We start from the raw sequence: 22,110 nt of genomic DNA, 5'->3' as shown, positions 1-22,110 counted from the left end.
TCATGTTGAGTAGAACTGCCTCTGATTTGTACTGGATGTCGCGTTACCTGGAGCGGGCGGAAAACCTCGCGCGGATGCTCGATGTCAGCTACTCGCTGTCGCTGATGCCGCAAGACGGGCGCGGCGACGGCCTGGATGAAATGGCCATGCCGCTGCTGATCACTGGCACCCTCGACGATTACCTCGAGCGCCATGGCCAGTTGCATGCCGAGCGCCTTCTGCACTTCTTTGCCCTGGACCCGGAAAACCCGGCGAGCATCTACAGCTGCCTCGGCGCCGCGCGCGCCAGTGCCCATGCGGTACGTGGGCGGATTACTGCCGACATGTGGGAAAACATCAACGCCACCTGGCTGGAGATTCGCGGTATTGCCGAGCAGGGCCTGAGCCGCTATGGCATGAGCCGTTTCTGCGAGTGGATCAAGGAGCGCTCGCATCTGTTTCGTGGCGCCACTTACGGCACCATCATGCGCAACGACGCCTTTCGCTTCATTCGCCTGGGCACCTTCATCGAGCGCGCCGACAACACCCTGCGCCTGCTCGATGCCCGCTACGAAATGCTCGGCGACGAGGCCGAGGCGGTCAGCGACAGCTCGGCCCGTGGTTACTACCAGTGGAGTGCCTTGCTGCGTGCGCTGTCATCATTCGAGGCCTACACCGAGATCTACCGTGATGCGCCGGCCGCGCGTCATGTCGCCGAGCTGCTGCTGTTGCGCGCCGACGTGCCGCGCTCGCTGCGTGCCTGCACCGAGGAGATCGACCTGATTCTCGCCAGCCTGCCAGGCGGCAACGGTCGCCCGGCCCAGCGCCTGGCTGCCGAGGTGGACGCGCGCCTGCGCTACACCTCGATCGATGAAATCCTCGCCGAGGGCCTGCACCCCTGGCTGACCCATTACATCCCGCTGGTGCGTGAACTGGGTAATGCCATTCACAGCGCCTACCTGGAGGCCGTATGAGACTGACCATTAGCCACGAAACCGCCTACCACTACGAAGACCAGGTGCGCGCCAGTATCCAGTACCTGCGCTTGACCCCACACGACAGCGAGCGCCAGCAGGTGCTCAGCTGGCAGCTGGACCTGCCGCGGCCGGTGCGGGCGCAACTGGACCCGTTCGGCAACATCTTGCACGTGCTGAGCCTGGAGGAGCCGCATTCGGACCTGGTCATCGGCGCCCGCGGCCTGGTCGACATCGATGAAAGCCGCGAAGCCGAGCATGAACTGCAATCACCGTTGCCGTTCCTGCGCTTCACCCGCCTGACCGAGGCCGACGAAGCCTTGCGCAGTTTCGCCAGCCAGCAATGCCGCAAGCGCCGTGACCGTTCGGCGTTGATTGAACTGATGAATGCCCTGAACCAGCGCATGGCCTACCGGCCCGGCAGCACCGCTGTGGATACCAGTGCCGCCCAGGCGTTCGCCGGCGGGGCAGGGGTTTGCCAGGACCACACCCATGCCTTCCTTGCCTGCGCGCGCAGCCTGGGCGTACCGGCGCGCTACGTGTCCGGCTACCTGTTCGACAGCGACAGCCAGCAGATGGCCAGCCACGCCTGGGCCGAAGCCTGGCTGGAGGATGCCTGGTACAGCTTCGATGTCACCAACCAACTGGCTCGGCCAGAACGGCACCTGAAGCTGGCAGTAGGCCTGGACTACCTGGATGCCTGCCCGGTGCGCGGCATGCGCCGCGGTGGAGGTTTCGAGCAAATGCACGCCAAGGTGCTGGTGACGCCCACCCTCAACGCCCAGCAGCAATGAGCCTCAGGGTTTGCGCGTGGCCATGTGGCGCAGATACGCAAGCAGCGCGTCCAGCTCGCTATCGCTGATGATCGCTGGGGCAAACCCGGGCATTTTCGCCTGGGGCCACTGGCGCAGGCTTTGTGGGTCGCGGATATAGCGCCGGAGGAAATCGGCCTGGAAGTACTCGGTCGGGTTGTGCGGCAGGTTCAGGTCCGGGCCGAACTGGGCGTCACCGGCGCCGTTGAGGCGATGGCAGGCCAGGCAGTTCTTCTGGAACACGGCAAAACCCTGGTTGACCGGGTCGTCGGCGCTCAGCCCTGGTGCCGGGCGCATGGCCGGGAAGCGCTCGGCCACTGCCGCCAGGCGGCGAATGCTGGCGACCTGGAAAGGCCATTGCTCAGGGCTGATACGTCCAGCTTGCGGATCGGTCCAGACCAGGTAAAACGGCCCGGCACCGGGCTTGCCCTTGGCCAGAGCCGGCCAAGGCTTGGCCGGGTCTTCAATGGCCAGCCAGGCCCGCGCTGGGCCGTCCTTGAGCAAAGGCGCGGCGGGCATCTCGGCGGCGAAACCGTCCAGGGCGATGGCTTGCAGGTGATCATCGGCCTGCACTCCCTGTAGGAGTGCAGCCAGTGGTACCGCGCGATAATGCATGGTTCTTTTGTAGGAAACATCGTTGTCGATCTGGATGTCCTGCGCCAGCGGATGCGCGAGCAACTCGGCGCTCTGCCAGTGGCGGCTGCCGGTTCCCAGGTCGAGGGTCAATTGCGCCGCCTGCAGGGGCAGGCACAGCAGGGCGAGCAACAAGCTGAAACAGTGGCGCATGGGCAGTCTCCAACCATCAGGGTCGGCAGATTACCTGCACACAACCGGCTCGTGCCAGGCACAAACCGCGGGAAGAGGGCATGCCGCTCAGCCGAACAGGCGTGAAAGGTTCGGCAGGATCAACAGCAGCGTGGTGGCGAAGAGAATGAGCCCGGCTTGACGTACTTTGTGTTGTTTGAACATGGCTGACCGCCTTTTTGTTGTTATTCCTGAGTGCCCAGAGGCTTCCTTGTCGTCGATCTGGCGAACATCATTTAACGCGGTGAAACATTAAGACGCGAACCGTTGCTAATGGGTATACAGCTAACCTTAGGGTCAACGTCACCCGTGTTTTAGAACGCTTTAATCTTTATTTATCGCGCTACAGGTGTTTTTCGCTATGAGGCCTTTGGCCATCCACCAGCATTCCCCTTGCTAGACACCTGCGGCACATGAGCAAGTGGATCCCAAGCTCATGACCGTTCGTCCGAGTATCATACTTGCCTGCGCGCCTTATTCGGGGCAGGCTTTACGGGGCAATCCCGCCTTTGTCGTTCAGGACTATCTATATGTCGCTACGCATCTGCATCCTGGAAACCGACGTCCTGCGACCGGAGCTGGTCGGGCAGTATCAGGGCTACGGACGGATGTTCGAGCAGCTGTTTACCCGCCAGCCAATCGCCGCCGAGTTTCGTGTCTATAACGTGTTGAACGACGAGTACCCCAATGACGAAGAGGTGTTCGACGCCTATCTGGTCACTGGCAGCAAAGCCGACTCGTTCGGTAATGATCCGTGGATACACAAGCTCAAGGCGTTCCTGCTGGACCGCTATCAGCGTGGCGACAAATTGCTTGGCGTGTGTTTTGGTCATCAGCTGCTGGCGCTGTTGCTGGGCGGCAAGAGCGAGCGCGCGCACCAGGGCTGGGGGGTGGGTACCCACCGCTATGTGATGAACGCCAAGGCGCCGTGGATGAGCCCGCAGGTCGAAGAGCTGACCTTGCTGATCAGCCATCAGGACCAGGTCACCCGCCTGCCGGAAAACGCCACGGTGATCGCCTCAAGCGATTTCTGCCCCAACGCCGCCTACCACATTGGCGACCAGGTGCTGTGCTTCCAGGGCCACCCCGAGTTCATCCACGACTACTCGCGGGCGCTGCTCGAGTTGCGCCAGGACAGCCTCGGCCAGGAGGTCTACCGCAAAGGTATCGACAGCCTGGCGCACGAGCATCAGGGCAGCACGGTGGCCGAATGGATGATGCGCTTCGTCGCGCACAAGCCCCAGGGCAGTTCGGCCTGAGGCCTGTCGTTACAGCCAGCCGGAGCGCTTGAAGCTCGCGTACAGCGCCGTGCAGCCCACGGCGATCCCGCCCAGTACGGCAAAATAGCCGTAGTGCCAGCTTAGCTCCGGCATGTTCTGAAAGTTCATCCCGTAGATCCCCGCCACTGCGGTGGGGAAGGCCAGGATCGCCGCCCAGGCGGCGAACTTGCGCTGCACGATACTCTGGCGGGATGACTCCAGCAGCATGCCGATCTCGATGGTCTGGCTGGCGATGTCGCGAATCCCTGCCAGGTCTTCCATCTGCCGGGTGACGTGGATCTGCACATCGCGAAAATACGGGCGCATGTTCTTGTCGATGAACGGGAAGGTCAGGCGCTGCAGTTCTTCGCTGACCTCGACCATCGGCGCCACGTAGCGGCGCAGGCGCAGGATGTCGCGGCGCAGGCTGTGGATGCGCTGGATGTCTTCTTCCTTGAGCGAACCGCTGAGCACGCTGCGCTCCAGCTCCTCGATCTCGCCATGAATGGCTTCGCTGACCGGCTGGTAATTCTCGGTGACGAAGTCGAGCAGGGCGTAGAGCACGAAGTCTTCGCCGTGTTCGAGCAGCAGCGGGCGGGCTTCGCAGCGCTGGCGCACCAGGGCGTAGGATTTCGAGTGACCGTTACGGGCGGTGATGATGTAGCCGTTGCCGGCAAAGATGTGGGTTTCGATGAACTCCAGCTTGCCTTCATGGCGTACCGGCGAGTACGTGACGATGAACAGGGCATCGCCGAAGGTCTCGAGCTTGGGCCGGCTGTGCTTTTCCAGCGCGTCTTCGATGGCCAGTTCGTGCAGGTTGAACTGGCGCTGCAGGTTGGCCAGCTCCTGGGCGTCGGGCTCTTCCAGGCCGATCCAGACAAAATGCCCGGGTTTGCTTGCCCACTGGCTGCCTTCATCGAGGCTTATATTGGTGACTTTTCTGCCGGCGCTATACACCGCCGCCGCAACGACTCGACCCATGGTTGTCCGCTTCTTCTGTTAACCGTGCCAGTAGCTTGGTATGACCGGCACGATTCGGCAACCGTTCACCCCTGGACCAGTTCACTTTCCATGCGGTCGATGCAGTGTTGCATCTGCAGGCGGCACTGCTCGGCCAGGGCCGGTACGTCCTGCTGGGTCAGGCCGCTGGTGGCGATCGGCGCCAACGAACGGATGATGACCTTGCTACGGCCCCAGCCGTTGAGCTTCAGGCGGCTGGCATAGCGGCTGACGCATACCGGCACGATCGGCACGCCGGCTTCGACGGCCATGTGGAATGCACCTTTTTTGAAGGTGATCAGATGCTCGCCGGCATTGCGCGTGCCTTCGGGGAACACCCAGATCGAGGTGTCGTCTTCGCTCAGGGTGCGGGTGGTGGTCTGGATTGCCCGGCGCGCCTGGTAGGCGTTGCCGCGATCGACCAGGACGTTGCCGCCCAGCCAGAACAACTGGCCGAACAGCGGGATCCACTTCAGGCTCTTCTTGCCGATGCACACCGTGCGCGGCGGCACCACATGCCCCAGCACGAACAGGTCGTAGTTGGACTGGTGGTTAGCGATGATCACGCAGCCCGGCGGCTGGTCGAACAGCGGGCCGACCTCGGCTTTGATCTCAAGGCGCATCAGCCAGGTGGCGGGCAGCCCGTAAAGGCGTGCACAGATTCGGCTGTTGTCCGGGTTGAACGGTCGGCACAAACCAACCAGCACACCGAGAATACCGGCCAGAAGAAAATGCAGCCCCAACAGGGACATGCGGATAATAAAAAGCATTCGTACGACTCACACCAGGCAAACGCGGCGCAGTGTACGGGTGTGCACTTCTATCAGCAAACGCTGATTGGGCGGGACAGGCCTGATTACACAATTAGTTGCAATCAGGCCTTGGTAGGGGGGTCAGCCCAGGTGTTCCTGGTCGCGGATGATGGCGTCGTCGAGCAGCTCCAGCAGGGCTTTGCGCACCTTGAGCTTGGTGTGCTTGTGGGCGTTCATGTTGATCTTCTTCAGTTGCCGGGCTGCCGTCAGTGCAGCTTCGTGCAGCTGTTCGGCCGGCACGACCTTGTCGAGGAAGCCGGCGTCGACGGCGCTGACCGGGTCGAACATCTCGGCATTGATCACCGAGCGGTGGAACGCTGCGCGGCGCAGGCGATCACGGGCCAGTTCAATACCGGCATGGTGCATGGTCATGCCGATCTGCACTTCATTAAGGCCAATGCTGAACGGACCTTCGACACCGATGCGGTAGTCGGCCGAGAGCAGCAGGAACGCACCTTTGGCCACCGCGTGGCCCGGGCAGGCGACGATGATCGGGAACGGGTGCGAAAGCATGCGCCGGGCCAGGGTCGAGCCTGCGGTGACCAGGCTGACGGCTTCTTTGGGGCCTGCGGTCATGACTTTGAGGTCATAGCCGCCGGACAGAATGCCGGGCTGGCCGGTGATGATTACCACCGCGCGGTCCTGCACGGCCTGGTCGAGGGCGGCATTGAAGGCCTTGATGACGTCAGGCGAGATGGCGTTGACCTTGCCGTTGTTCAGGGTCAGGGTGGCAATGCCGTCTTCGAGGTGGTAGGTAATCAGCTCACTCATGACAGGGTTCCTTAAGGGGGAGTGGGGCAGACGTTACTCAGGCAAGTGCCCGAGGTAAAGCGCTGTGACTGACTGACCGGTCAGCTTGCCGGCCCGTTCGCTCGTGCTGACGGCAGTGGGTGAATCGGGGCTGCCAAAGCACGCCAGAGAATGGCGGCTTTGCCCTGTGTACCGGGTTTTTTCGCTTGAATGGCTTAAGCACATGAATATTCTGAAAAAAACCTTTGCCATCAGAACCTCTTTCGACTACATTAGCGCGCCTCGACAGGCTGAACTGCTTGACGAGAAACGGTGAAGTGTCCGAGTGGCTGAAGGAGCACGCCTGGAAAGTGTGTATACAGGAAACTGTATCAAGGGTTCGAATCCCTTCTTCACCGCCATATCTAGAAGAGCCCCCGACCTGAACAAGGCCGGGGGCTTTTTGTTTTGCCCATGAAAAAGGATGTTTCAGATGCTCAAAGAATGTTTCACCAAGGCGCAGATCCTCGCCGCCGAACAATTGCTGACCTTGGTCAGCCCGTCGGCGGCAATGGCCAGCCAGCATGTCCAGGCCCTGCGCGAGGTCGAGCTGGATGAAGACGACATCGAGGAATTCGAGGACGATCCGCAGCAACTGATGTACATCGTCAAGGACGTGGCGGACTGGGAGTCGGTGTTCTTCGTTGACTGGAAAGACACCGAGTCCTTTGTGCAGAGCGTGCAGCAGTTGGCCGAGGCACGGGATGCCGAAGTCACCTTCGGTGTCGAGGACGCAGAGGATGAGGACTTCCTCGAAGGCACCACGGTGCCAGAGCTGATGGTCACCGCCCACGACGAACTGCACAAGCAGGGCCTGGTGCTGTGGAACTGGTCCACGGACAGTGACTGCTACAGCGGCTTCATTACCACCAGGGACGTGGCGGCGCAGTTGGTGGCGCTCGGTAAAGTGCTGGAAGTTGAAATTCGCGAGGGTAGCGAACCGTTCTGATAGTGGTGCTTGGTGGGAGCTGGCTTGCCAGCGATGAGGCCAGTGCAGTCAGCACATCAGGTGCTGCCTGGATTACGACCGCTTCGCGCTCGATCGCTGGCAAGTCCAGCTCCCACCGGACCGGCGGCGTACGCAGATTCATTGTGGGAGCTGGCTTGACCCGCGATGAGGCTTTCAGAAACTCACAGACGCCGAAACCCGTGCGGTGCGCGGCGCGCCCTGAAACAGATAGCCATCCCCCAGGTACTCCCCGGCATCGCGCCAGTAGCGTTTGTCGAAGACGTTATCCACCATTAGCCGCAGCACGGTGTCGTAGCCACCAATCCTGGTGCTGTAGCGACTGCCCAGGTCAAACACCGCATAGCTGCCAACCTCAACCGTTCCGGCCTGGTTGGCGTACTTGCTGGCGCTGTAGCGCGCACCGCCGAGCAGGGCCAGGCCAGGAATCGGCAAGCTGTAGTCAGCCTGCACGGCAGCCCGGAAGTTCGGTACGTTCAGCGCTTGATGGTCTTCGTAGTCAGCCGTGCCGCTGTTCTTGACCCGTGCCCGAATTGCCGCAGCACTGGCGTTGATCTGCAGGTTGGAGCTTAACCGGCCACTGGCGCCCAGCTCCAGGCCGATGTTCTTCTGCTGGCCTTGCTGCACATAAGTGAAGCCTCCGACGCCATCAGGTTGCGAATACTGATAAGCCTGGCGCAGCTGGAACAGAGCGGCGCTCAGGCTCAGGCGTTGCCAATCGCGCTTGATGCCGACTTCCAGTTGATGGGACAGGGTAGGGGCAAGAATCTCGGCACTGTTGCTTGCGAACCACGGCGCCGTACCGCCGGAAGACAGGCCCTTGCTATAGCTGGTGTACAGGGCGATGTCCGGGCGCGGCTTGTAGATCAGCGCAGCATTGGGCAGCAGTTGATAGTCGCGGGTGTGGCGGCCTGGGCCGTCTTCGCTGAAGGTCTTTTCGTCCAGACGTACCAGACGTGCGCCCAGCACGGTCTGCCAGTGCTCATTGAAACTGATGCGGTCGCTGGCGAATATCCCGTACTGGCGGCTGTCGAGTCGGCGCGTGCTGTGCCCCGGAGTTTTCTCGGACGGCTCCAGCACCGGGGTTTGTTGATAGATGTTGCCGCTGCCGATCCACTCGTTGAAGTAAGGGCGCTGATCAAGGGTGCGGCGCTGTGCGCTACTGCCGATTGTCAGCTCATGAGCAACGCCCAGGCTATCGAAGCGGCCATTGAGCGCCACCTGTGCCTCATCGGTGCGTCGGGTATCGTCGGGGCTTCGGTAGTCATAAATGTCATAGTCGCCTGCTTCGCTGAAGTAGGCGCCTTCGCTCGATCCCCAGGCAAACGAACTGTAGTCATCGATCACCACCTTGCTGCGCGAGGCACTGACACTGCCGGTCCAGTTGTCGCTGAAGCGATACTCGAAGCGCCCGCCAAGGTTCAGCGAGTCGATGGTCACCGGGTTGGCCCAGTGCTGATAGGCCAGGCGGTCATGCGGATCGATGCCGTGGGGCAGGCTGTTGCCGCCGAGCACCTGGTAACCCGGCACCGAGCGCTGTTCGCGCTGCTGGTACTCGGCATCCAGTTGCAGCAGCGCGTCGGGGCTAATCTGCCAGTCGAAGGCCAGCGAGGCGAAGTCGCGCTTGCCGTCGGCGTGGTCGACGTAGGAGCGGATGTCCTCGTGTGCCAGGTTGGCGCGCAGGCCGAACTGGTGCTCGCTGCCGAACCAGCCGCCGAGGTCAGTGGCCAGGTAACGCTCGCCTTGTTCATTGCTTGAAACCGTCACCGAGCGCACATCCTCCGGGCGCTTGGTCACGTAGTTGATCAGCCCACCGGGTTCTGACACGCCGCTTTGCAGGCCCGACAGGCCCTTGAGCAACTCGACCTGCTGCTTGTTTTCCAGCGCCACGTTCTGTTCGCCGGCGATGGTCTGGCCGTTGATCTTGTAACTGCTGGCGGCGTTGAGCTCGAAGCCGCGCACGTTGAAGTTTTCGTAGTAACCGATCGGCGCATAGCTTTCACCCACCGAGGCATCGCTTTGCAGCACTTCGCTGAGCCTGCGCACCTGGCGGTCGGCCAGCAGTTGCTCACTGAACACCGTAATCGACGCCGGAGTATCCAGCAGCGGCGCCGGCTGCAAACCAGTGACCGCGGCTTCGCGGGCCTGATAACCCTCGCTGTAGGCCTCCGACACCTGCAGCGGGGCCAGGGTGATGCTGTCCTCGGCCAGGCTGTGGCTGGCCGGCAGGGCTAGGCTCAGGCCGAGCAGGCGCAAGGGCAGGCGAGGGCGAGGCAGGGTCATGCAGGAGCTCCTTGAAGGCGAACGCGAACGCGCCGTTATCGATCGGCTGCTGTCCGGCAGGGCGTATTTGCCCGATAGGCGAAGAGGGGCACGAGCCCGGGTAACGAAAGCCTGCCGGTATTGCGCCGGGCAGGCGGGGGCGCAATCTTAGCAGGGGCGGCCGCCCGGCGGCGCCCCTGTTTTCAATTGGCTGCTATTGCCATGAACGAGTGACGGGCGTGCCGATTCAGCCGTTCGCTGCCGCCTGGGCGTGACGCCGCCAGTTCCCGTCGAGCTTCGTCCAGGTTTTCTTGTCGGTGATGGCCATCAGCTTGCGACCATCCTTGAAAGTCGCCAGGAAGGTTACCTCCTCTTCCTTGCCGCCTAACCACAGGCCGGCGATCAGGCCGACCGGGCCGGCCACCAGGGCGCCGGCGACGCCCCAGCCCAAAGCACTGCTCAGGCTGCGACTGGATTCCTGATTGGCGACGATCAGGTCGGTGATGCGGGTAAGGGCAATTTTCTCGCCAGGGGAAGGGCTGCGGGCGGTCTTGAGTGTGAGCGATCCATTGCGGTACTCGCCTTCACCTTGCAAGAAATCGCCGGATTGAACCGTGAGTCTTGTCATAGTGGCGTCCAGGTTGAAAGGGCTATTTGACCAATCCCTACTCAGCGCCTGCGCACCGCACAAGTCAATGGCCAGGCGACGGAGGGTCACCGCCTAGTTGTCGCGGAAAAGTAAAGGATCAGCGGCAAGTGGTGATAAGGGTATGTCGCCTTCTTATAAGTAAAGTTCGAGTATTGAACTAAAGGCCTTTGCTCGATGTTCGTCTTGGGTCGCAATATTTTGTTGTATTCGATATGTCGTCGTTTGCGCAAATTGACCGAGGTCAGCTAAATCAAGGGTTACAAAATTGTAGGACAATAAACATGTTGAGTTATTGAAAATTGGCGTCAAAAAAAGCTGGACAGTTCAATTCCTCTTGTGTCAGTTTTTCCCCGCCTCATTCAGGCGAGTGATAGGACGATCTCGCCGCAGGAGCGTCCTATCGGACAACAACTGCTTTTTTTGTAAACAAGGAAGTGTCTGTATGTCGAAAGTCAAAGAAAGCGCTATTGTTTCAGCTGGCTCTGTATTGCAACCGCACGGTGCAAGTTCCGCTTACAGCCTGATCAATAGTTTTGGCCATCAATATGATCGCGGCGGCAGTGCGACAGTCAATGGCAAACCTTCGTTCTCGGTCGACCAGGCCGCTACCCAGTTATTGCGCGACGGCGCTGCCTGGAAAGACCTGAACAAGGATGGCACCATCAGCCTGACCTATACCTTCCTGACCAAGGCACCTTCTGACTTCTACGGTCAGGGGCTGGGCTCGTTCAGCGCCTTTTCCGCCCAGCAGAAGGCCCAGGCCAAACTGTCCATGCAGTCGTGGGCGGACGTGGCCAAGGTCACCTTCAAGGAAGGCGCATCGGGCGGCGACGGTCACATGACCTTCGGCAACTACAGCGATGGCAGCACTGGCGGTGCTGCATTTGCCTACCTGCCGTTCGATGGCCCGGGTTCGCACAAGGGTGAATCCTGGTACCTGATCAACAATCAGTACCAGGCCAACGTCAACCCGGACAACGGCAACTACGGCCGTCAGACCCTGACCCACGAAATCGGCCACGTCCTGGGCCTGTCTCACCCGGGCGACTACAACGCCGGCGAAGGCTACCCGACCTATGCCGATGCTACCTACGGCCAGGACACCCGTGGCTACAGCGTCATGAGTTACTGGGGCGAGAGCAACACCAGCCAGAACTTCACCAAGGGCGGTGTGCAGGTGTACTCCTCGGCACCGCTGATGGATGACATTGCCGCCATCCAGAAGCTCTATGGCGCCAACTACGCGACCCGCTCCGGCGACACCACGTACGGCTTCAACTCCACCGCTGATCGCGACTTCTACTCGGCCACGTCGGCCTCGTCGAAAATCGTCTTCTCGGTGTGGGATGGCGGCGGTAACGACACCCTGGACTTCTCCGGTTTTACCCAGAACCAGAAGATCAACCTCAATGACGCGTCGTTCTCCGACGTCGGCGGCATGATCGGCAATATTTCCATTGCCAAGGGTGCCATTGTCGAGAACGCCATCGGCGGCTCGGGCAACGACCTGCTGATAGGCAACGCCGTGGCCAACGAGCTCAAGGGCGGTGCCGGCAACGACATCATCTACGGCGGTGGCGGTGCCGACAAACTCTGGGGCGGTGCCGGTTCCGACACCTTCATCTTCGCTGCCAGCAGCGATTCGACCCCGAGCAACCCCGACCGGATCATGGATTTCGTCAGCGGTCAGGACAAGATCGATCTGTCGGCAATGTCAGCCTTTGCCGTCAACAAGCTGCCGCTGCAGTTCGTTGATGCCTTCACCGGCCATGCCGGCGAAGCGGTGCTCAGCTTCGACCAGGCAAGCAACCTCGGTAGCCTGTCGATCGACTTCACCGGCAACAGCCTGTCTGATTTCCTGGTGACCACTGTAGGTCAGGCGGTCGCCACGGATATCGTGGTCTGATAGCAAACTGAAAGGGCGGCGCCGATGCGCCGCCTTTTCCGAGGCGTGCAGATGATGGTTTTGAAGCGAATAATCGCGCTCGGCGCGATTCCCCTGATGTTGATGACCGAGGTCGGTATGGCAAGCAGCCTGCAACTCCCCACGCCCGCGCAACTGGCCGGTGACTGGACGCTTTACCCTGAAAACGATCGGGCCGCGGGTTGTGAATTGCAACTGGATGCCGCGCAAACTCTGCACGGGGATCTTCAATGCGCCGAAGGGCTGATCGGGCAGCGCCCCAGCGGCTGGTTGCCGACCCCCGATACGCTGGCGTTGCTCGATGGCAGCGGCAGTGCACTGGTGCACTTCAACCGTTTTAAGCCAGGCATCTTCAAATGGATTTCACCGTCCAAAAAGATACTCTTGCTGGAACGTAAGAATAAAGAATAAAGCCTTGTAGGCGATTGCCGATTTTTCAGGGATAGAAAGGCGGACAATGAACAGGCCGACTAATAAAGCCGGTGCGCCCTTGTGGGCAGCGCTGGCAGATCACAAGTCCACGCTATTGAGTGTGGGTTGTTTTACCGCACTGATAAACCTGCTGATGCTGGTGCCCTCTATTTATATGCTGCAAGTGTATGACCGGGTACTCTCTTCGCAAAACGAAACCACCCTGTGGATGTTGACCCTGATGGTGGTCGGCTTCTTTATATTTATTGGTGCGCTGGAAGCGATCCGCAGTTTCATTGTTATCCGTGTTGGCAACCAGCTGGAGCAGGGCTTTAACCTCAACGTGTACCGGGCCGCCTTTGAACGCAACTTGCGCCACGGCGACGGGCAGGCCGGGCAAGCACTTAACGATCTGACGCAAGTGAGGCAGTTTGTCACCGGTCCTGCACTGTTTGCCTTCTTTGACGCACCCTGGTTTCCGATTTATCTGGCAGTAATCTTCCTTTTCAACGTCTGGTTAGGCGTCATGGCTTGCGCTGGGGCATTGTTGCTGATTGCCCTGGCGCTGCTCAACGAACGCTTGACCCATAAGCCGCTGGTCGAGGCCAGCGGTTTCCAGCAGCAGTCCACGCACCTTGCCAGCAGCCAGTTGCACAATGCCGAGAGCATTCAGGCCATGGGCATGCTCGGTGCCCTGCGCCAGCGCTGGTTCGCCTTGCACTCGCGCTTTCTGAACCTGCAGAACCAGGCAAGTGATACCTCGGCGGTGATCACCGCGGTCAGCAAGTCGCTCCGCCTGTGCCTGCAATCGCTGGTGCTGGGGCTGGGGGCCCTGCTGGTGATCGAGGGGCAGATGACCCCGGGCATGATGATCGCCGGCTCCATCCTCATGGGCCGGGTCCTGAGCCCTATCGACCAGCTGATTGCCGTGTGGAAGCAGTGGAGCGGCGCGCATATGGCCTACCAGCGCCTGGATGGCCTGCTGCGCACGTTTCCCGAGCCGCCGGCACCGATGGCCTTGCCGGCGCCAAGCGGGCGCCTGAGTGTCGAGCAGGTCAGTGCCGGGCCGCCAGGCAAGCGCGTGGCCACCTTGCAGCAGATCAGTTTCAACCTTGGCGCCGGCGAAGTACTGGGCGTACTCGGCACCTCCGGCTCGGGCAAGTCGACCCTGGCCAAGGTGCTGGTCGGCGTCTGGCCGACCCTGGCCGGTACAGTGCGCCTGGACGGTGCCGACCTGCACCGCTGGGACCGCGAAGCCCTGGGCCCGTACATCGGGTACCTGCCGCAGAACATCGAATTGCTGCGCGGCAGCATTGCCGAGAACATTGCCCGCTTTGCCGAGCTGGACGGCCTCAAGGTGGTCGAAGCCGCGCGCCAGGCCGGCGTGCACGAGTTGATCCTGCGCCTGCCGCAAGGCTATGACACGCGCCTGGGCGAAGACGGCGGCGATCTGTCCGGCGGGCAGAAGCAACGCATCGCCCTGGCCCGGGCCCTGTACGGCGGGCCGAGCCTGATCGTGCTCGATGAGCCCAATTCCAACCTCGACACCAGCGGCGAAGCGGCGCTGGCCTCCGCCATCGCCCAGATGAAAGCCCAGGGGCGCACCGTGGTGCTGGTTACGCACCGCTCGGCCGCCCTGGCCCAGGCGGATAAATTGCTGGTGCTCAGCGAGGGCCGGATGCAGGCCTTCGGGCCGGCCCATGAGGTCATGCAGGCCCTGAGCCGCGCCCAGGAACAGGCCCAGCGCCAGCCCGCGAATGCCGCATTGGCAACCGGAGGTGGCGCATGAGCCAGGTCGATAAAAGCCGCAGTGCGCGTTTTTATGTGCGCTTCGGTTGGCTGCTGACCCTGATAGGCTTTGGCGGATTCATTGCCTGGGCAACCCTGGCGCCGCTTGATCAAGGCATTGCCGTGCAGGGCACCGTGGTGGTCTCGGGCAAGCGCAAGGCGGTGCAATCCCTGGCCGGTGGCGTGGTCAGCCGCATTCTGGTCAGCGAGGGCCAGCTGGTTAAGCAGGGGCAGCCGTTGTTCCGTCTCGACCAGACCCAGGTCCAGGCCGATGTGCAATCGCTGCAAGCCCAGTACCGTTTGGCCTGGGCCAGCCTGGCGCGCTGGCAGAGCGAGCGCGACAACCTCGGCGCAATCATCTTTCCGCCGCAGCTTGCCAGCGACCCCGATCCGCAGCTGAGCCTGGTGCTGGAAAGCCAGCGCCAACTGTTCAGCAGCCGTCGTGATGCCCAGGCCCGCGAGCAGGCCGGGCTGACCGCCAGTATCGACGGCGCCGTGGCCCAGTTGGCCGGCATGCGCCGCGCCCGTGGCGACCTGCAGGCCCAGGCCGATTCGCTGCGTGAACAGTTGGAGAACCTCAAGCCGCTGGCCAGCCAGGGCTATATCCCGCGCAACCGCTTGCTCGAGTATCAGCGTCAGTTGTCTCAGGTCCAGCGCGACCTGGCGCAAAACAGCGGCGACAGCGCGCGGCTGGAGCAGGGCATCGTCGAATCGCGGCTGAACCTGCAGCAACGGCGCGAGGAGTATCAGAAAGAGGTGCGCAGCCAGTTGGCCGAGGCGCAACTGAAAAGCCTGACCCTCGAACAGCAACTGACCTCGGCCGGTTTCGACCTGCAGCACAGCGAGATTCTCGCCCCGGCCGACGGCATCGCGGTCAACCTTGGCGTGCATACCGAGGGTGCCGTGGTGCGCGCCGGCGAAACCTTGCTGGAGGTGGTACCCCAGGGCACCGCGCTTGAGGTGGAAGGGCGCCTGCCGGTCAACCTTGTGGATAAAGTCGCGGTGCAGCTGCCTGTGGATATCCTTTTCACCGCCTTCAACCAGAGCAGCACGCCGCGGGTCGCGGGTGAGGTGGCACTGATTTCCGCCGACCAGTTGCTCGACGACAAGACCGGCCAGCCGTACTACGTATTGCGCAGCACGGTCAGCGAACAGGCACTGGCGCGCCTTGACGGGCTGGTGATCAAGCCGGGCATGCCCGCCGAACTGTTCGTGCGTACCGGCGAGCGCTCGATGCTCAATTACCTGTTCAAACCCCTGCTCGACCGGGCAGGTACTGCGTTGACCGAACAATAAGGAAGCCCGTGCATGAAAAGCTTGATGACCGGGCTGCTGGCGGCGTTCGCCCTGACAACAGGGGCGGGCGCGCAGGCCATGGGGCCGTTTCAGGTGTATGAACAGGCGCTGCGCAAGGACCCGGTGTTCCTCGGCGCGCTCAAGGCCCGCGAAGCCGGGCAGGAAAACCGCGCCATCGGCCGCGCCGGCCTGCTGCCGAACCTGTCGTACAACTACAACAAGGGCCGCAACGATTCCAAGGCCCGCTACCTGGGCGATTCGCGGCGCGAGGATGAAGACCGCCACTACAACAGCTACGGCTCGACTTTCATCCTCCAGCAGCCGCTGCTCGACTACGAGGCCTACGCCAATTACCGCAAGGGCGTGGCCCAGGCGCTGTTCGCCGATGAAGAGTTTCGCGACAAGAGCCAGGAACTGCTGGTGCGGGTGATGACCAGCTACACCCAGGCGCTGTTCGCCGACGACCAGATCAGCATCAGTGTCGCCAGCAAGCAGGCTTATCGACAACAGTTTCAGCAGAACCAGCAACTGTTCCAGCAGGGCGAAGGCACCCGAACCGACATCCTCGAAGCCCAGGCCCGCTATGAGCTGGCCGACGCCGAGGAGATCCAGGCCCGTAACGACCAGGACGCCGCTTTGCGCGAGCTGGGGGCGCTGATCGGCGAGCCTTCGGCACGCATCGACGAACTGGCGCCGCTCAACGACGGCTTTGCCTTGCTGGCGCTGCAGCCAGCGACCTATGAGGCTTGGCATGAGCTGGCCCTGGCCAACAACCCGCAATTGGCGTCCCAGCGCCAGGCCCTGGAAGTGGCGGAGTACGAAGTGGAGCGCAACCGTGCCGGGCATTTGCCCAAGGTGACGGCTTACGCCACCTCACGGCAAATGCAGTCCGACAGCGGCAACACTTATAACCAGCGCTACGACACCAACACCATCGGCATCGAAGTCAGCCTGCCGTTGTTTGCCGGTGGCGGGGTGTCGGCGGCCACCCGCCAGGCCAGCCGCAACCTGGAGCAGGCCGAATACGAGCTGGACGGCAATACCCGCGCGACCCTGATCGAGCTGCGTCGCCAGTACAATGCCTGTCAGTCCGGCGTCAGCCGCTTGCGTGCCTATCAGCGGGCACTGACTTCGGCCGAGGCGCTGGTGCAATCGACCCGCCAGAGTGTGCTGGGGGGCGAGCGGGTCAACCTCGATGTGCTCAACGCCGAGCAGCAGCTGGCGACTACCCGCCGCGACCTGGCCCAGGTCCGCTACGACTATTTGCTGGCCTGGATCAAGCTGCATTACTACGCTGGGACCTTGCGCGAGGAGCACCTGGCGCGGGTCGATGAAGCCTTTGTGCGCCGTTAGGCAGTACCCAGGCGCACGGCGCGCTGGCGCTCAGCCAGGCCCCAGACCAGTAGCGCCAGGGCGCCGATACTCAGGCCGGCGATGACGATGCCGTCCCAGCCATAGTGCTGGAACAGCTGCGTGCCGAGCAGCGAACCGAGGGCGCCGCCGATGAAGTAGCAGGTGATGTAGCCGGCATTCAGGCGGTTGCGGGCTTCCGGGCGCAGGACAATCACCGCGTTCTGGTTGCTCACGTGCACCAGCTGCACCGCCAGGTCGAGCAACAGCACGCCAATCAGCAAGGCCGCCAGCGACGACTGCGCAAAGGCCAGCGGTACCCACGAAAAAAGCAGTACCAGTAAGCCGACCGTGGTGCCCAGCGGGCCTTTGCCACGGTCGGCCAGGCGCCCGGCCCAGTTGGCCGACAGGGCGCCGGCGGCACCGGCCAGGCCGAACAGGCCGATCACTGCGTCGGAATAGTGGTAAGGCTCGGCCGACAGCAGAAACGCCAGCGGCGTCCAGAACAAGGCGAACAGGCTGAACGACAACAGCCCCAGCAATGAGCGCAAGCGCAAGATCGGCTCGTCGACGAACAGGCGGAACACCGAGCCGAGCAACGCCGGATAGCTGAGCCCGGCGTGCTGATGGCGCTCGGGCAGGGCGCGGAACAGGGCGATCGCCGACAGCCCCATCAATGCCGCGGCCAGCAGGTAGATGCTGCGCCAGCTGCCCAGTTCAGCCATGAAACCGGCAGCCGTGCGCGCCAGGAGGATGCCCAGCAGCAGCCCGCTCATCAGCGTGCCGACTACCCGCCCGCGTTGGGCAGGGTCACTCAGGCCCGCAGCCATCGGCACCAGGACCTGGGCAACCACCGAAAACAGGCCGGTGAGGGTGGTGCCGATCAGCAGCCACGCCAGGCTTGGTGAAAAGGCGCTGATCAGCAGGCCCAGGGTGCTGATGGCAATCATGCTGACGATCAGCTTGCGTTGTTCGAACAGGTCGCCCAGCGGTGCCAGCAGCAACAGGCCGGCACCGTAGCTCAGCTGTGCGGCCATGACGATGGCCCCGGCGCTGGCGGTAGTCAGGCCGAAATGCTCGGCGATGCTGTGCAGCAGGGGTTGTGCGTAATAGTTGCTGGCGACCGCGAGGCCTGTGGCAGTGGCCATCAGCAGAATCAGGCCGCGGCTCAGGGGGTGGGTGGCAGAGGTCATGGACCGTCTCTAATCAGTGGCAGTTGGAGGTGACAGTATGGGAAATGCGCTAGCATGACGCCAATGTATCGTTTTCATTCTATCCATCTTGGAAATAGATCGATCCATGAATCTCAAGCAGATTGAATATGCCCTGGCGGTGGTCGACACCGGCAGCTTCACCCGCGCCGCCGAGCGCTGCCATGTGGTGCAGTCGGCCTTGAGCCATCAGATTGCCCGGCTGGAGGAGACCCTCGGCGTCAGCCTGTTCGAGCGTAGCTCGCGGCGTGTGCGCCTGACGCCTGCGGGCGAGGCTTTCGTGCAGAGCGCACGGCCAGCGCTGGAAGCGACCCGGCGGATTGCCGAGGATGTTGCCGCCGCCTGCGGCGAAGTGCGCGGGCAATTGTCCATCGGCGAAATCACCTCGCTGACCGAACTGGACCTGGTCGATGTGCTGGCAGATTTTCATGCCCGGCATCCGCTGGTGGATATTCGCTGGCTGATGGCCAAGAGTGAGTTGTTGATCGCCGATGTGCGCGAACGGCGCCTGGACGTGGGTTTTATCGGCATCTGGCCGGGTGAGCGGCTGGAAGGTGTCGAATACCGCCTGCTGGCTGAAGAAAAGCTGGTGGCGGTGATGGCCGCCGAGCATCCATTGGCGGGTGCGGCGCGGTTGTCCCTGGCCGATCTCGAAGCCCAGCCACTGGTGGATTTTCCTGCCGGGACGGGGGCTCGCCGGCAAACCGACGAAGCCTTCGCTGCCGCCGGGGTGCGCCATCGGGTGCAGTTCGAAATGACCAATATCCGCCTGGTGGAAAAGTTCGCCAAACGCGGCCTGGCGATTGGCCTGGTACCGGCGCGGATTGCCAACAGCTTCAGTGGTGTGGCGTCGGTAGCGGTCGAGGATGCGCCGGTGCGTCACGTTTATGCGATCTGGTCGACGCACCCGACCCCGGCCGCCAGGGCTTTTGTCCAGTTGATTGAACAGCGCCTGGCGGGCAGGGACGGTCATTGACCTGCCTCAGGCAGCGAAGCCGCCATCGATGCTCAGGCTGGCGCCGGTAATGTAGGCCGCCTCCGGGCCTGCCAGGTAGGCAACGAAGCTGGCGATTTCCTCGACATGGCCGTAGCGCCCCACCGCCATCAAGCCCATCAGGCTTTCGGCGAACTCGCCCTGGGCCGGGTTCATGTCGGTGTCCACCGGGCCCGGTTGAACGTTGTTGATGGTGATGCCCAGGGGCCCGAGGTCGCGGGCCAGGCCGCGGGTCAGGCCGACCAGCGCCGACTTGCTCATGGCATAGGGGCCGCCGCCGGCGAAGGGCATGCGCTCGGCATTGGTGCTACCGATGTTGATGATCCGCCCGCCCTGGCCCATGTGCCGGGCCGCCGCCTGGGTGGCGACGAAAACGCTGCGCACATTGACTGCCAGGGTGCGGTCGAAGTCTTCCAGGCTGAAATCCGCCAATGGCCCGACGGCCAGTACCCCGGCATTGTTGACCAGGATATCCAGGCCACCGAAGGCCTCGACGGTGCTAGCCACGGCCTGCTGCACGGCGCTGGCATCGGCGCTATCGGCCTTGATCGCCAGGGCCTTGCCGCCGGCGGCAATGATGCTCTGCTGCAAGGCATCGGCCTGGGCTGTGGCGTTGGCGTAGGTGAAGGCGACACTGGCGCCTTCGGCGGCCAGGCGTTTGACGATGGCGGCGCCGATACCGCGTGAACCGCCCTGGATCAGGGCTACTTTACCGTTGAGGCTGGATTGGGTCGACATGCTGTGCTCCCGAAAGAACAAGGCCGGATGCCTTGGATGGGGGTAAGTATCGGCCGCTGATTACCCTCTCGGTAGCCAGTAATCGCTATAGTCTGTGTAAACCATAAGTATGGAATCGCCGCGATGGAGTCGTTCAGCAGTATCGAGTGTTTTGTCCGCAGCGCCGAAGTTGGCAGCTTTGCCGAAGCCGCGCGGCGCTTGAGCCTGACTCCGGCGGCGGTGGGCAAGAACGTCGCACGTCTGGAGGCGCGCCTGGGCGTGCGCTTGTTCCAGCGCAGCACCCGGCGCCTGACCCTGACCGAGGCCGGGCAGCGCTTTCTCAGTGAAGTGGCGGCCAGTTTCCAGACCATCCAGTACGCCGTGGCTAACCTTGCCAGTGCCGAAGGGCAGCCGGCCGGTACCTTGAAAGTGAGCATGGGCACGGTGTTTGGCCGCCTGTATATCGTGCCGCTGCTGGCCGAGTTCTTGCGACGTTACCCGGCGATCAGCCCGGATTGGCATTTTGATAACCGTCAGGTCGACCTGATCGGCCAGGGTTTTGATGCGGCGATTGGCGGCGGCTTCGATCTGCCGCAAGGTGTTGTGGCGCGCAAGCTGACCCCCGCGCACCGGATTCTGGTAGCAGCGCCGGCCTATCTGCTGGAGCATCCGCCGATCACTCAACCGGCTGATTTGCACGAGCTCGATGGCATCCTCATTCGCTCACCGCAGACCGGGCGCGTGCGTTCCTGGCCGTTGACCAGCCGCGAGCGGGAACAAAGCCCGTTGAACATGCGTTTGCGTATGACCATGAGTGATTCGGAGGCCGCCTGCGCGGCAGCGGAGCAGGGCCTGGGCGTGGCACTGGTGAGCATGCCGTTTGCCGTGCCTTACCTGCAGGCCGGCCGGCTGCTGCGGGTGTTGCCGGACTGGTATGTGGACGACGGCGATATCTCGCTGTACTACGCCGAGCACAAACTGCTGCCAGGCAAGACCCGGGCCTTTGTCGATTTTGTCATCGAGCAGTTTTCCCGGCAGGGGTTGGCACAGCGCTTTGATGCGTTGGGCGCTTTATGAGGGGGCTGCTGTGTGTAAGGGCTCCTGCAGACCCCACACTGGATCAGGGCACGCCGAGCCTGTGGGAGCTGGCCTTGCCAGCGATGGAAGGCGCAGCCTTCCTGATCACAGAACCTTGAGGATGTAGTAACGCTGGGGCACCCCACCAAGCACCAGATTGACTTCATCCTCTTCGACCTTGCCAAGCAAACTCTGGCCCAGGGGCGAGCGCGGGGTGATCACCGTCACCAGTTGCTCGCCCTGGCCAATCTTCAGTCCCGCGCCTTCGGGGCCGAGGAACAACTGCTGGCAACTGCCGTTCTCGGCCTCGAGGGTCACCAGGTTGCTGACCTGGATGCCGCGCTGCGGGTCATAGTCGCGCAGCTTCAACTGCTGGTACGCCGCCCGCGCCTGGCGGATCTCCTCCATGCGCCGGGCTTGCCCGGTGGCCAGGTACGAGGCCTCCAGGCCCAGGGTGTCGTACTTGTTCTCGGCGATGTTCTCTTCGGCGGTGGCCGCTTCATAGGCGGTTTGCGCCGCGCGCTGGGCGACGTCCAGGTCGAAGGTCAGGGTATCGATGATGCGTTGCAGCAGGTCGGCTTTGTTCATGGTGTCAGTTGCAAAATTCCAGGACATGGGCGCGACTTTTTTCCGTAGGCAGGTTGCGGTTCTGCTGCAGCCAGAACTGGCACTTGGGGTTGGACAGGTTGCGCATGCTGCCTTGCGCCTGCTCTTCGGCCTGTTGTACTTGCTGGTTGCGCAGGATCTGCTTGTACTGATCGAACATCTGCTGTTGCGGGTCTGCCGCCGCTGGGGGCGCCGGGGCAATGGCGGGCGGCGCAAGCACCTGTTCGATCGGCGGCACGGTCGCTGGCAGCAAGCGCCCGGCCAGCCACAGGCTCAGGGCGATGGCCGCGGCGCCAAGCCACAGGCCCAGGGCAATGCACAGGATCAGTTGCAGCGGCTTGAGGGTGATCTTCAGTTCGCGAGGGCGGGGCATGATGGCCTCCTGGCCAGGACACGGACGGTCATTGTCGCATGGTGCAGCAGGTTTTTT

General features: G+C 62.5%; 21 protein-coding genes and 1 tRNA gene. 12 read left to right on the top strand and 10 right to left on the bottom strand.

Annotated features, from left to right (window positions below):
- The first annotated feature begins 2 nt into the window (after positions 1–2).
- Complete coding sequence (locus ABIE20_RS07795; RefSeq protein WP_429504115.1) at positions 3–953, top strand: alpha-E domain-containing protein; 951 nt, start codon at positions 3–5, stop codon at positions 951–953.
- A complete protein-coding gene (locus ABIE20_RS07790) occupies positions 950–1,747 on the top strand; it encodes a transglutaminase family protein (RefSeq protein WP_429504113.1) in 798 nt (265 codons plus the stop codon). Before ABIE20_RS07795 ends, ABIE20_RS07790 begins: the two co-directional genes overlap by 4 nt.
- A 3-nt stretch (positions 1,748–1,750) precedes the next feature.
- Here ABIE20_RS07790 and ABIE20_RS07785 read toward each other — a convergent pair whose 3' ends face one another.
- Complete coding sequence (locus ABIE20_RS07785; RefSeq protein ID WP_429504111.1) at positions 1,751–2,551, bottom strand: c-type cytochrome; 801 nt, start codon at positions 2,549–2,551, stop codon at positions 1,751–1,753.
- A 548-nt stretch (positions 2,552–3,099) separates the two neighbouring features.
- Between ABIE20_RS07785 and ABIE20_RS07780 the strand changes: the two genes are divergently transcribed.
- Positions 3,100–3,828 carry an amidotransferase gene (locus tag ABIE20_RS07780; RefSeq protein WP_429504109.1) on the top strand — a complete coding sequence of 243 codons (729 nt, stop codon included), beginning with the start codon at positions 3,100–3,102 and terminating at the stop codon, positions 3,826–3,828.
- Between the two features lie 9 nt (positions 3,829–3,837).
- Here the strand turns inward: ABIE20_RS07780 and ABIE20_RS07775 are convergent, their stop codons facing one another.
- The 3 genes from ABIE20_RS07775 to ABIE20_RS07765 all read right to left on the bottom strand — a co-directional run bounded on the left by ABIE20_RS07775 (position 3,838) and on the right by ABIE20_RS07765 (position 6,410).
- On the bottom strand, positions 3,838–4,809 hold the full coding sequence (locus ABIE20_RS07775) for a magnesium and cobalt transport protein CorA (protein WP_010226338.1): 972 nt from the start codon (positions 4,807–4,809) through the stop codon (positions 3,838–3,840).
- A gap of 65 nt (positions 4,810–4,874) precedes the next feature.
- Positions 4,875–5,597 carry a lysophospholipid acyltransferase family protein gene (locus tag ABIE20_RS07770; protein WP_429504107.1) on the bottom strand — a complete coding sequence of 241 codons (723 nt, stop codon included), beginning with the start codon at positions 5,595–5,597 and terminating at the stop codon, positions 4,875–4,877.
- A gap of 123 nt (positions 5,598–5,720) precedes the next feature.
- The gene (locus ABIE20_RS07765) at positions 5,721–6,410 is read right to left on the bottom strand and encodes a crotonase/enoyl-CoA hydratase family protein (RefSeq protein ID WP_429504105.1); all 690 of its coding nucleotides are present in this window, start codon (positions 6,408–6,410) and stop codon (positions 5,721–5,723) included.
- Positions 6,411–6,700: 290 nt separating this feature from the next.
- Here ABIE20_RS07765 and ABIE20_RS07760 point away from each other — a divergent pair.
- Together ABIE20_RS07760 and ABIE20_RS07755 are read left to right on the top strand one after the other, a co-directional pair.
- Positions 6,701–6,790, top strand: a tRNA-Ser gene (locus tag ABIE20_RS07760).
- 71 nt (positions 6,791–6,861) lie between these two features.
- Positions 6,862–7,377 (top strand): DUF6630 family protein, encoded by a 516-nt coding sequence (locus ABIE20_RS07755; RefSeq protein ID WP_429504104.1) that lies wholly within the window; start codon positions 6,862–6,864, stop codon positions 7,375–7,377.
- 174 nt (positions 7,378–7,551) lie between these two features.
- Here ABIE20_RS07755 and ABIE20_RS07750 read toward each other — a convergent pair whose 3' ends face one another.
- Together ABIE20_RS07750 and ABIE20_RS07745 are read right to left on the bottom strand one after the other, a co-directional pair.
- Positions 7,552–9,678: a TonB-dependent siderophore receptor gene (locus tag ABIE20_RS07750; protein WP_429504103.1), complete on the bottom strand. Its 2,127-nt coding sequence runs from the start codon at positions 9,676–9,678 to the stop codon at positions 7,552–7,554.
- Between the two features lie 226 nt (positions 9,679–9,904).
- Positions 9,905–10,285 (bottom strand): hypothetical protein, encoded by a 381-nt coding sequence (locus ABIE20_RS07745; protein WP_429504101.1) that lies wholly within the window; start codon positions 10,283–10,285, stop codon positions 9,905–9,907.
- A gap of 463 nt (positions 10,286–10,748) precedes the next feature.
- Here ABIE20_RS07745 and ABIE20_RS07740 point away from each other — a divergent pair, with 463 nt between their 5' ends.
- Genes ABIE20_RS07740 through ABIE20_RS07720 form a run of 5 tightly spaced genes read left to right on the top strand, consistent with a single transcriptional unit; the run spans position 10,749 to position 17,078 of the window.
- Positions 10,749–12,212 (top strand): serralysin family metalloprotease, encoded by a 1,464-nt coding sequence (locus ABIE20_RS07740; protein ID WP_429504099.1) that lies wholly within the window; start codon positions 10,749–10,751, stop codon positions 12,210–12,212.
- 24 nt (positions 12,213–12,236) lie between these two features.
- A complete protein-coding gene (locus ABIE20_RS07735; protein ID WP_429504097.1) occupies positions 12,237–12,641 on the top strand; it encodes an AprI/Inh family metalloprotease inhibitor in 405 nt (134 codons plus the stop codon).
- 46 nt (positions 12,642–12,687) lie between these two features.
- Positions 12,688–14,430 (top strand): type I secretion system permease/ATPase, encoded by a 1,743-nt coding sequence (locus ABIE20_RS07730; protein WP_429504095.1) that lies wholly within the window; start codon positions 12,688–12,690, stop codon positions 14,428–14,430.
- Positions 14,427–15,725: an HlyD family type I secretion periplasmic adaptor subunit gene (locus ABIE20_RS07725; protein WP_429504093.1), complete on the top strand. Its 1,299-nt coding sequence runs from the start codon at positions 14,427–14,429 to the stop codon at positions 15,723–15,725. The genes ABIE20_RS07730 and ABIE20_RS07725 overlap by 4 nt, the downstream gene beginning before the upstream one ends.
- Positions 15,726–15,737: 12 nt before the next feature.
- On the top strand, positions 15,738–17,078 hold the full coding sequence (locus tag ABIE20_RS07720) for a TolC family outer membrane protein (RefSeq protein WP_429504091.1): 1,341 nt from the start codon (positions 15,738–15,740) through the stop codon (positions 17,076–17,078).
- On the opposite strand, the gene ABIE20_RS07715 is transcribed toward ABIE20_RS07720, so the two are convergent.
- On the bottom strand, positions 17,075–18,268 hold the full coding sequence (locus ABIE20_RS07715; protein ID WP_429504089.1) for an MFS transporter: 1,194 nt from the start codon (positions 18,266–18,268) through the stop codon (positions 17,075–17,077). The genes ABIE20_RS07720 and ABIE20_RS07715 overlap by 4 nt on opposite strands.
- Before the next feature lie 106 nt (positions 18,269–18,374).
- Between ABIE20_RS07715 and ABIE20_RS07710 the strand changes: the two genes are divergently transcribed.
- A complete protein-coding gene (locus ABIE20_RS07710) occupies positions 18,375–19,262 on the top strand; it encodes a LysR family transcriptional regulator (RefSeq protein WP_429504087.1) in 888 nt (295 codons plus the stop codon).
- Positions 19,263–19,268: 6 nt separating this feature from the next.
- Here the strand turns inward: ABIE20_RS07710 and ABIE20_RS07705 are convergent, their stop codons facing one another.
- Complete coding sequence (locus ABIE20_RS07705; RefSeq protein WP_429504085.1) at positions 19,269–20,018, bottom strand: 3-oxoacyl-ACP reductase family protein; 750 nt, start codon at positions 20,016–20,018, stop codon at positions 19,269–19,271.
- A 123-nt stretch (positions 20,019–20,141) separates the two neighbouring features.
- Between ABIE20_RS07705 and ABIE20_RS07700 the strand changes: the two genes are divergently transcribed.
- Entirely contained in the window at positions 20,142–21,074 is a 933-nt protein-coding gene (locus ABIE20_RS07700; protein WP_429504083.1) for a LysR family transcriptional regulator, read from the top strand.
- Positions 21,075–21,179: 105 nt separating this feature from the next.
- Here the strand turns inward: ABIE20_RS07700 and ABIE20_RS07695 are convergent, their stop codons facing one another.
- On the bottom strand, positions 21,180–21,662 hold the full coding sequence (locus tag ABIE20_RS07695) for a GreA/GreB family elongation factor (RefSeq protein ID WP_429504081.1): 483 nt from the start codon (positions 21,660–21,662) through the stop codon (positions 21,180–21,182).
- A gap of 4 nt (positions 21,663–21,666) precedes the next feature.
- Complete coding sequence (locus ABIE20_RS07690; protein WP_429504079.1) at positions 21,667–22,053, bottom strand: hypothetical protein; 387 nt, start codon at positions 22,051–22,053, stop codon at positions 21,667–21,669.
- Positions 22,054–22,110: the final 57 nt, after the last annotated feature.

Source organism: Pseudomonas sp. 2835, from assembly GCF_050435905.1.
Classification (GTDB): Bacteria; Pseudomonadota; Gammaproteobacteria; order Pseudomonadales; family Pseudomonadaceae; genus Aquipseudomonas.
The sequence above is the reverse complement of the archived record's forward strand: the minus strand, read 5'-3'. Positions and strand labels throughout refer to the sequence as shown.

What these genes read in the sequence shown, in the direction of transcription:
- ABIE20_RS07795 (WP_429504115.1), top strand. Translation starts at nt 3, where the DNA reads ATGTTGAGTAGAACTGCCTCTGATTTGTACTGGATGTCGCGTTACCTG.
- ABIE20_RS07790 (WP_429504113.1), top strand. Translation starts at nt 950, where the DNA reads ATGAGACTGACCATTAGCCACGAAACCGCCTACCACTACGAAGACCAG.
- ABIE20_RS07785 (WP_429504111.1), bottom strand. Translation starts at nt 2,551, where the DNA reads ATGCGCCACTGTTTCAGCTTGTTGCTCGCCCTGCTGTGCCTGCCCCTG.
- ABIE20_RS07780 (WP_429504109.1), top strand. Translation starts at nt 3,100, where the DNA reads ATGTCGCTACGCATCTGCATCCTGGAAACCGACGTCCTGCGACCGGAG.
- ABIE20_RS07775 (WP_010226338.1), bottom strand. Translation starts at nt 4,809, where the DNA reads ATGGGTCGAGTCGTTGCGGCGGCGGTGTATAGCGCCGGCAGAAAAGTC.
- ABIE20_RS07770 (WP_429504107.1), bottom strand. Translation starts at nt 5,597, where the DNA reads ATGCTTTTTATTATCCGCATGTCCCTGTTGGGGCTGCATTTTCTTCTG.
- ABIE20_RS07765 (WP_429504105.1), bottom strand. Translation starts at nt 6,410, where the DNA reads ATGAGTGAGCTGATTACCTACCACCTCGAAGACGGCATTGCCACCCTG.
- ABIE20_RS07755 (WP_429504104.1), top strand. Translation starts at nt 6,862, where the DNA reads ATGCTCAAAGAATGTTTCACCAAGGCGCAGATCCTCGCCGCCGAACAA.
- ABIE20_RS07750 (WP_429504103.1), bottom strand. Translation starts at nt 9,678, where the DNA reads ATGACCCTGCCTCGCCCTCGCCTGCCCTTGCGCCTGCTCGGCCTGAGC.
- ABIE20_RS07745 (WP_429504101.1), bottom strand. Translation starts at nt 10,285, where the DNA reads ATGACAAGACTCACGGTTCAATCCGGCGATTTCTTGCAAGGTGAAGGC.
- ABIE20_RS07740 (WP_429504099.1), top strand. Translation starts at nt 10,749, where the DNA reads ATGTCGAAAGTCAAAGAAAGCGCTATTGTTTCAGCTGGCTCTGTATTG.
- ABIE20_RS07735 (WP_429504097.1), top strand. Translation starts at nt 12,237, where the DNA reads ATGCGCCGCCTTTTCCGAGGCGTGCAGATGATGGTTTTGAAGCGAATA.
- ABIE20_RS07730 (WP_429504095.1), top strand. Translation starts at nt 12,688, where the DNA reads ATGAACAGGCCGACTAATAAAGCCGGTGCGCCCTTGTGGGCAGCGCTG.
- ABIE20_RS07725 (WP_429504093.1), top strand. Translation starts at nt 14,427, where the DNA reads ATGAGCCAGGTCGATAAAAGCCGCAGTGCGCGTTTTTATGTGCGCTTC.
- ABIE20_RS07720 (WP_429504091.1), top strand. Translation starts at nt 15,738, where the DNA reads ATGAAAAGCTTGATGACCGGGCTGCTGGCGGCGTTCGCCCTGACAACA.
- ABIE20_RS07715 (WP_429504089.1), bottom strand. Translation starts at nt 18,268, where the DNA reads ATGACCTCTGCCACCCACCCCCTGAGCCGCGGCCTGATTCTGCTGATG.
- ABIE20_RS07710 (WP_429504087.1), top strand. Translation starts at nt 18,375, where the DNA reads ATGAATCTCAAGCAGATTGAATATGCCCTGGCGGTGGTCGACACCGGC.
- ABIE20_RS07705 (WP_429504085.1), bottom strand. Translation starts at nt 20,018, where the DNA reads ATGTCGACCCAATCCAGCCTCAACGGTAAAGTAGCCCTGATCCAGGGC.
- ABIE20_RS07700 (WP_429504083.1), top strand. Translation starts at nt 20,142, where the DNA reads ATGGAGTCGTTCAGCAGTATCGAGTGTTTTGTCCGCAGCGCCGAAGTT.
- ABIE20_RS07695 (WP_429504081.1), bottom strand. Translation starts at nt 21,662, where the DNA reads ATGAACAAAGCCGACCTGCTGCAACGCATCATCGATACCCTGACCTTC.
- ABIE20_RS07690 (WP_429504079.1), bottom strand. Translation starts at nt 22,053, where the DNA reads ATGCCCCGCCCTCGCGAACTGAAGATCACCCTCAAGCCGCTGCAACTG.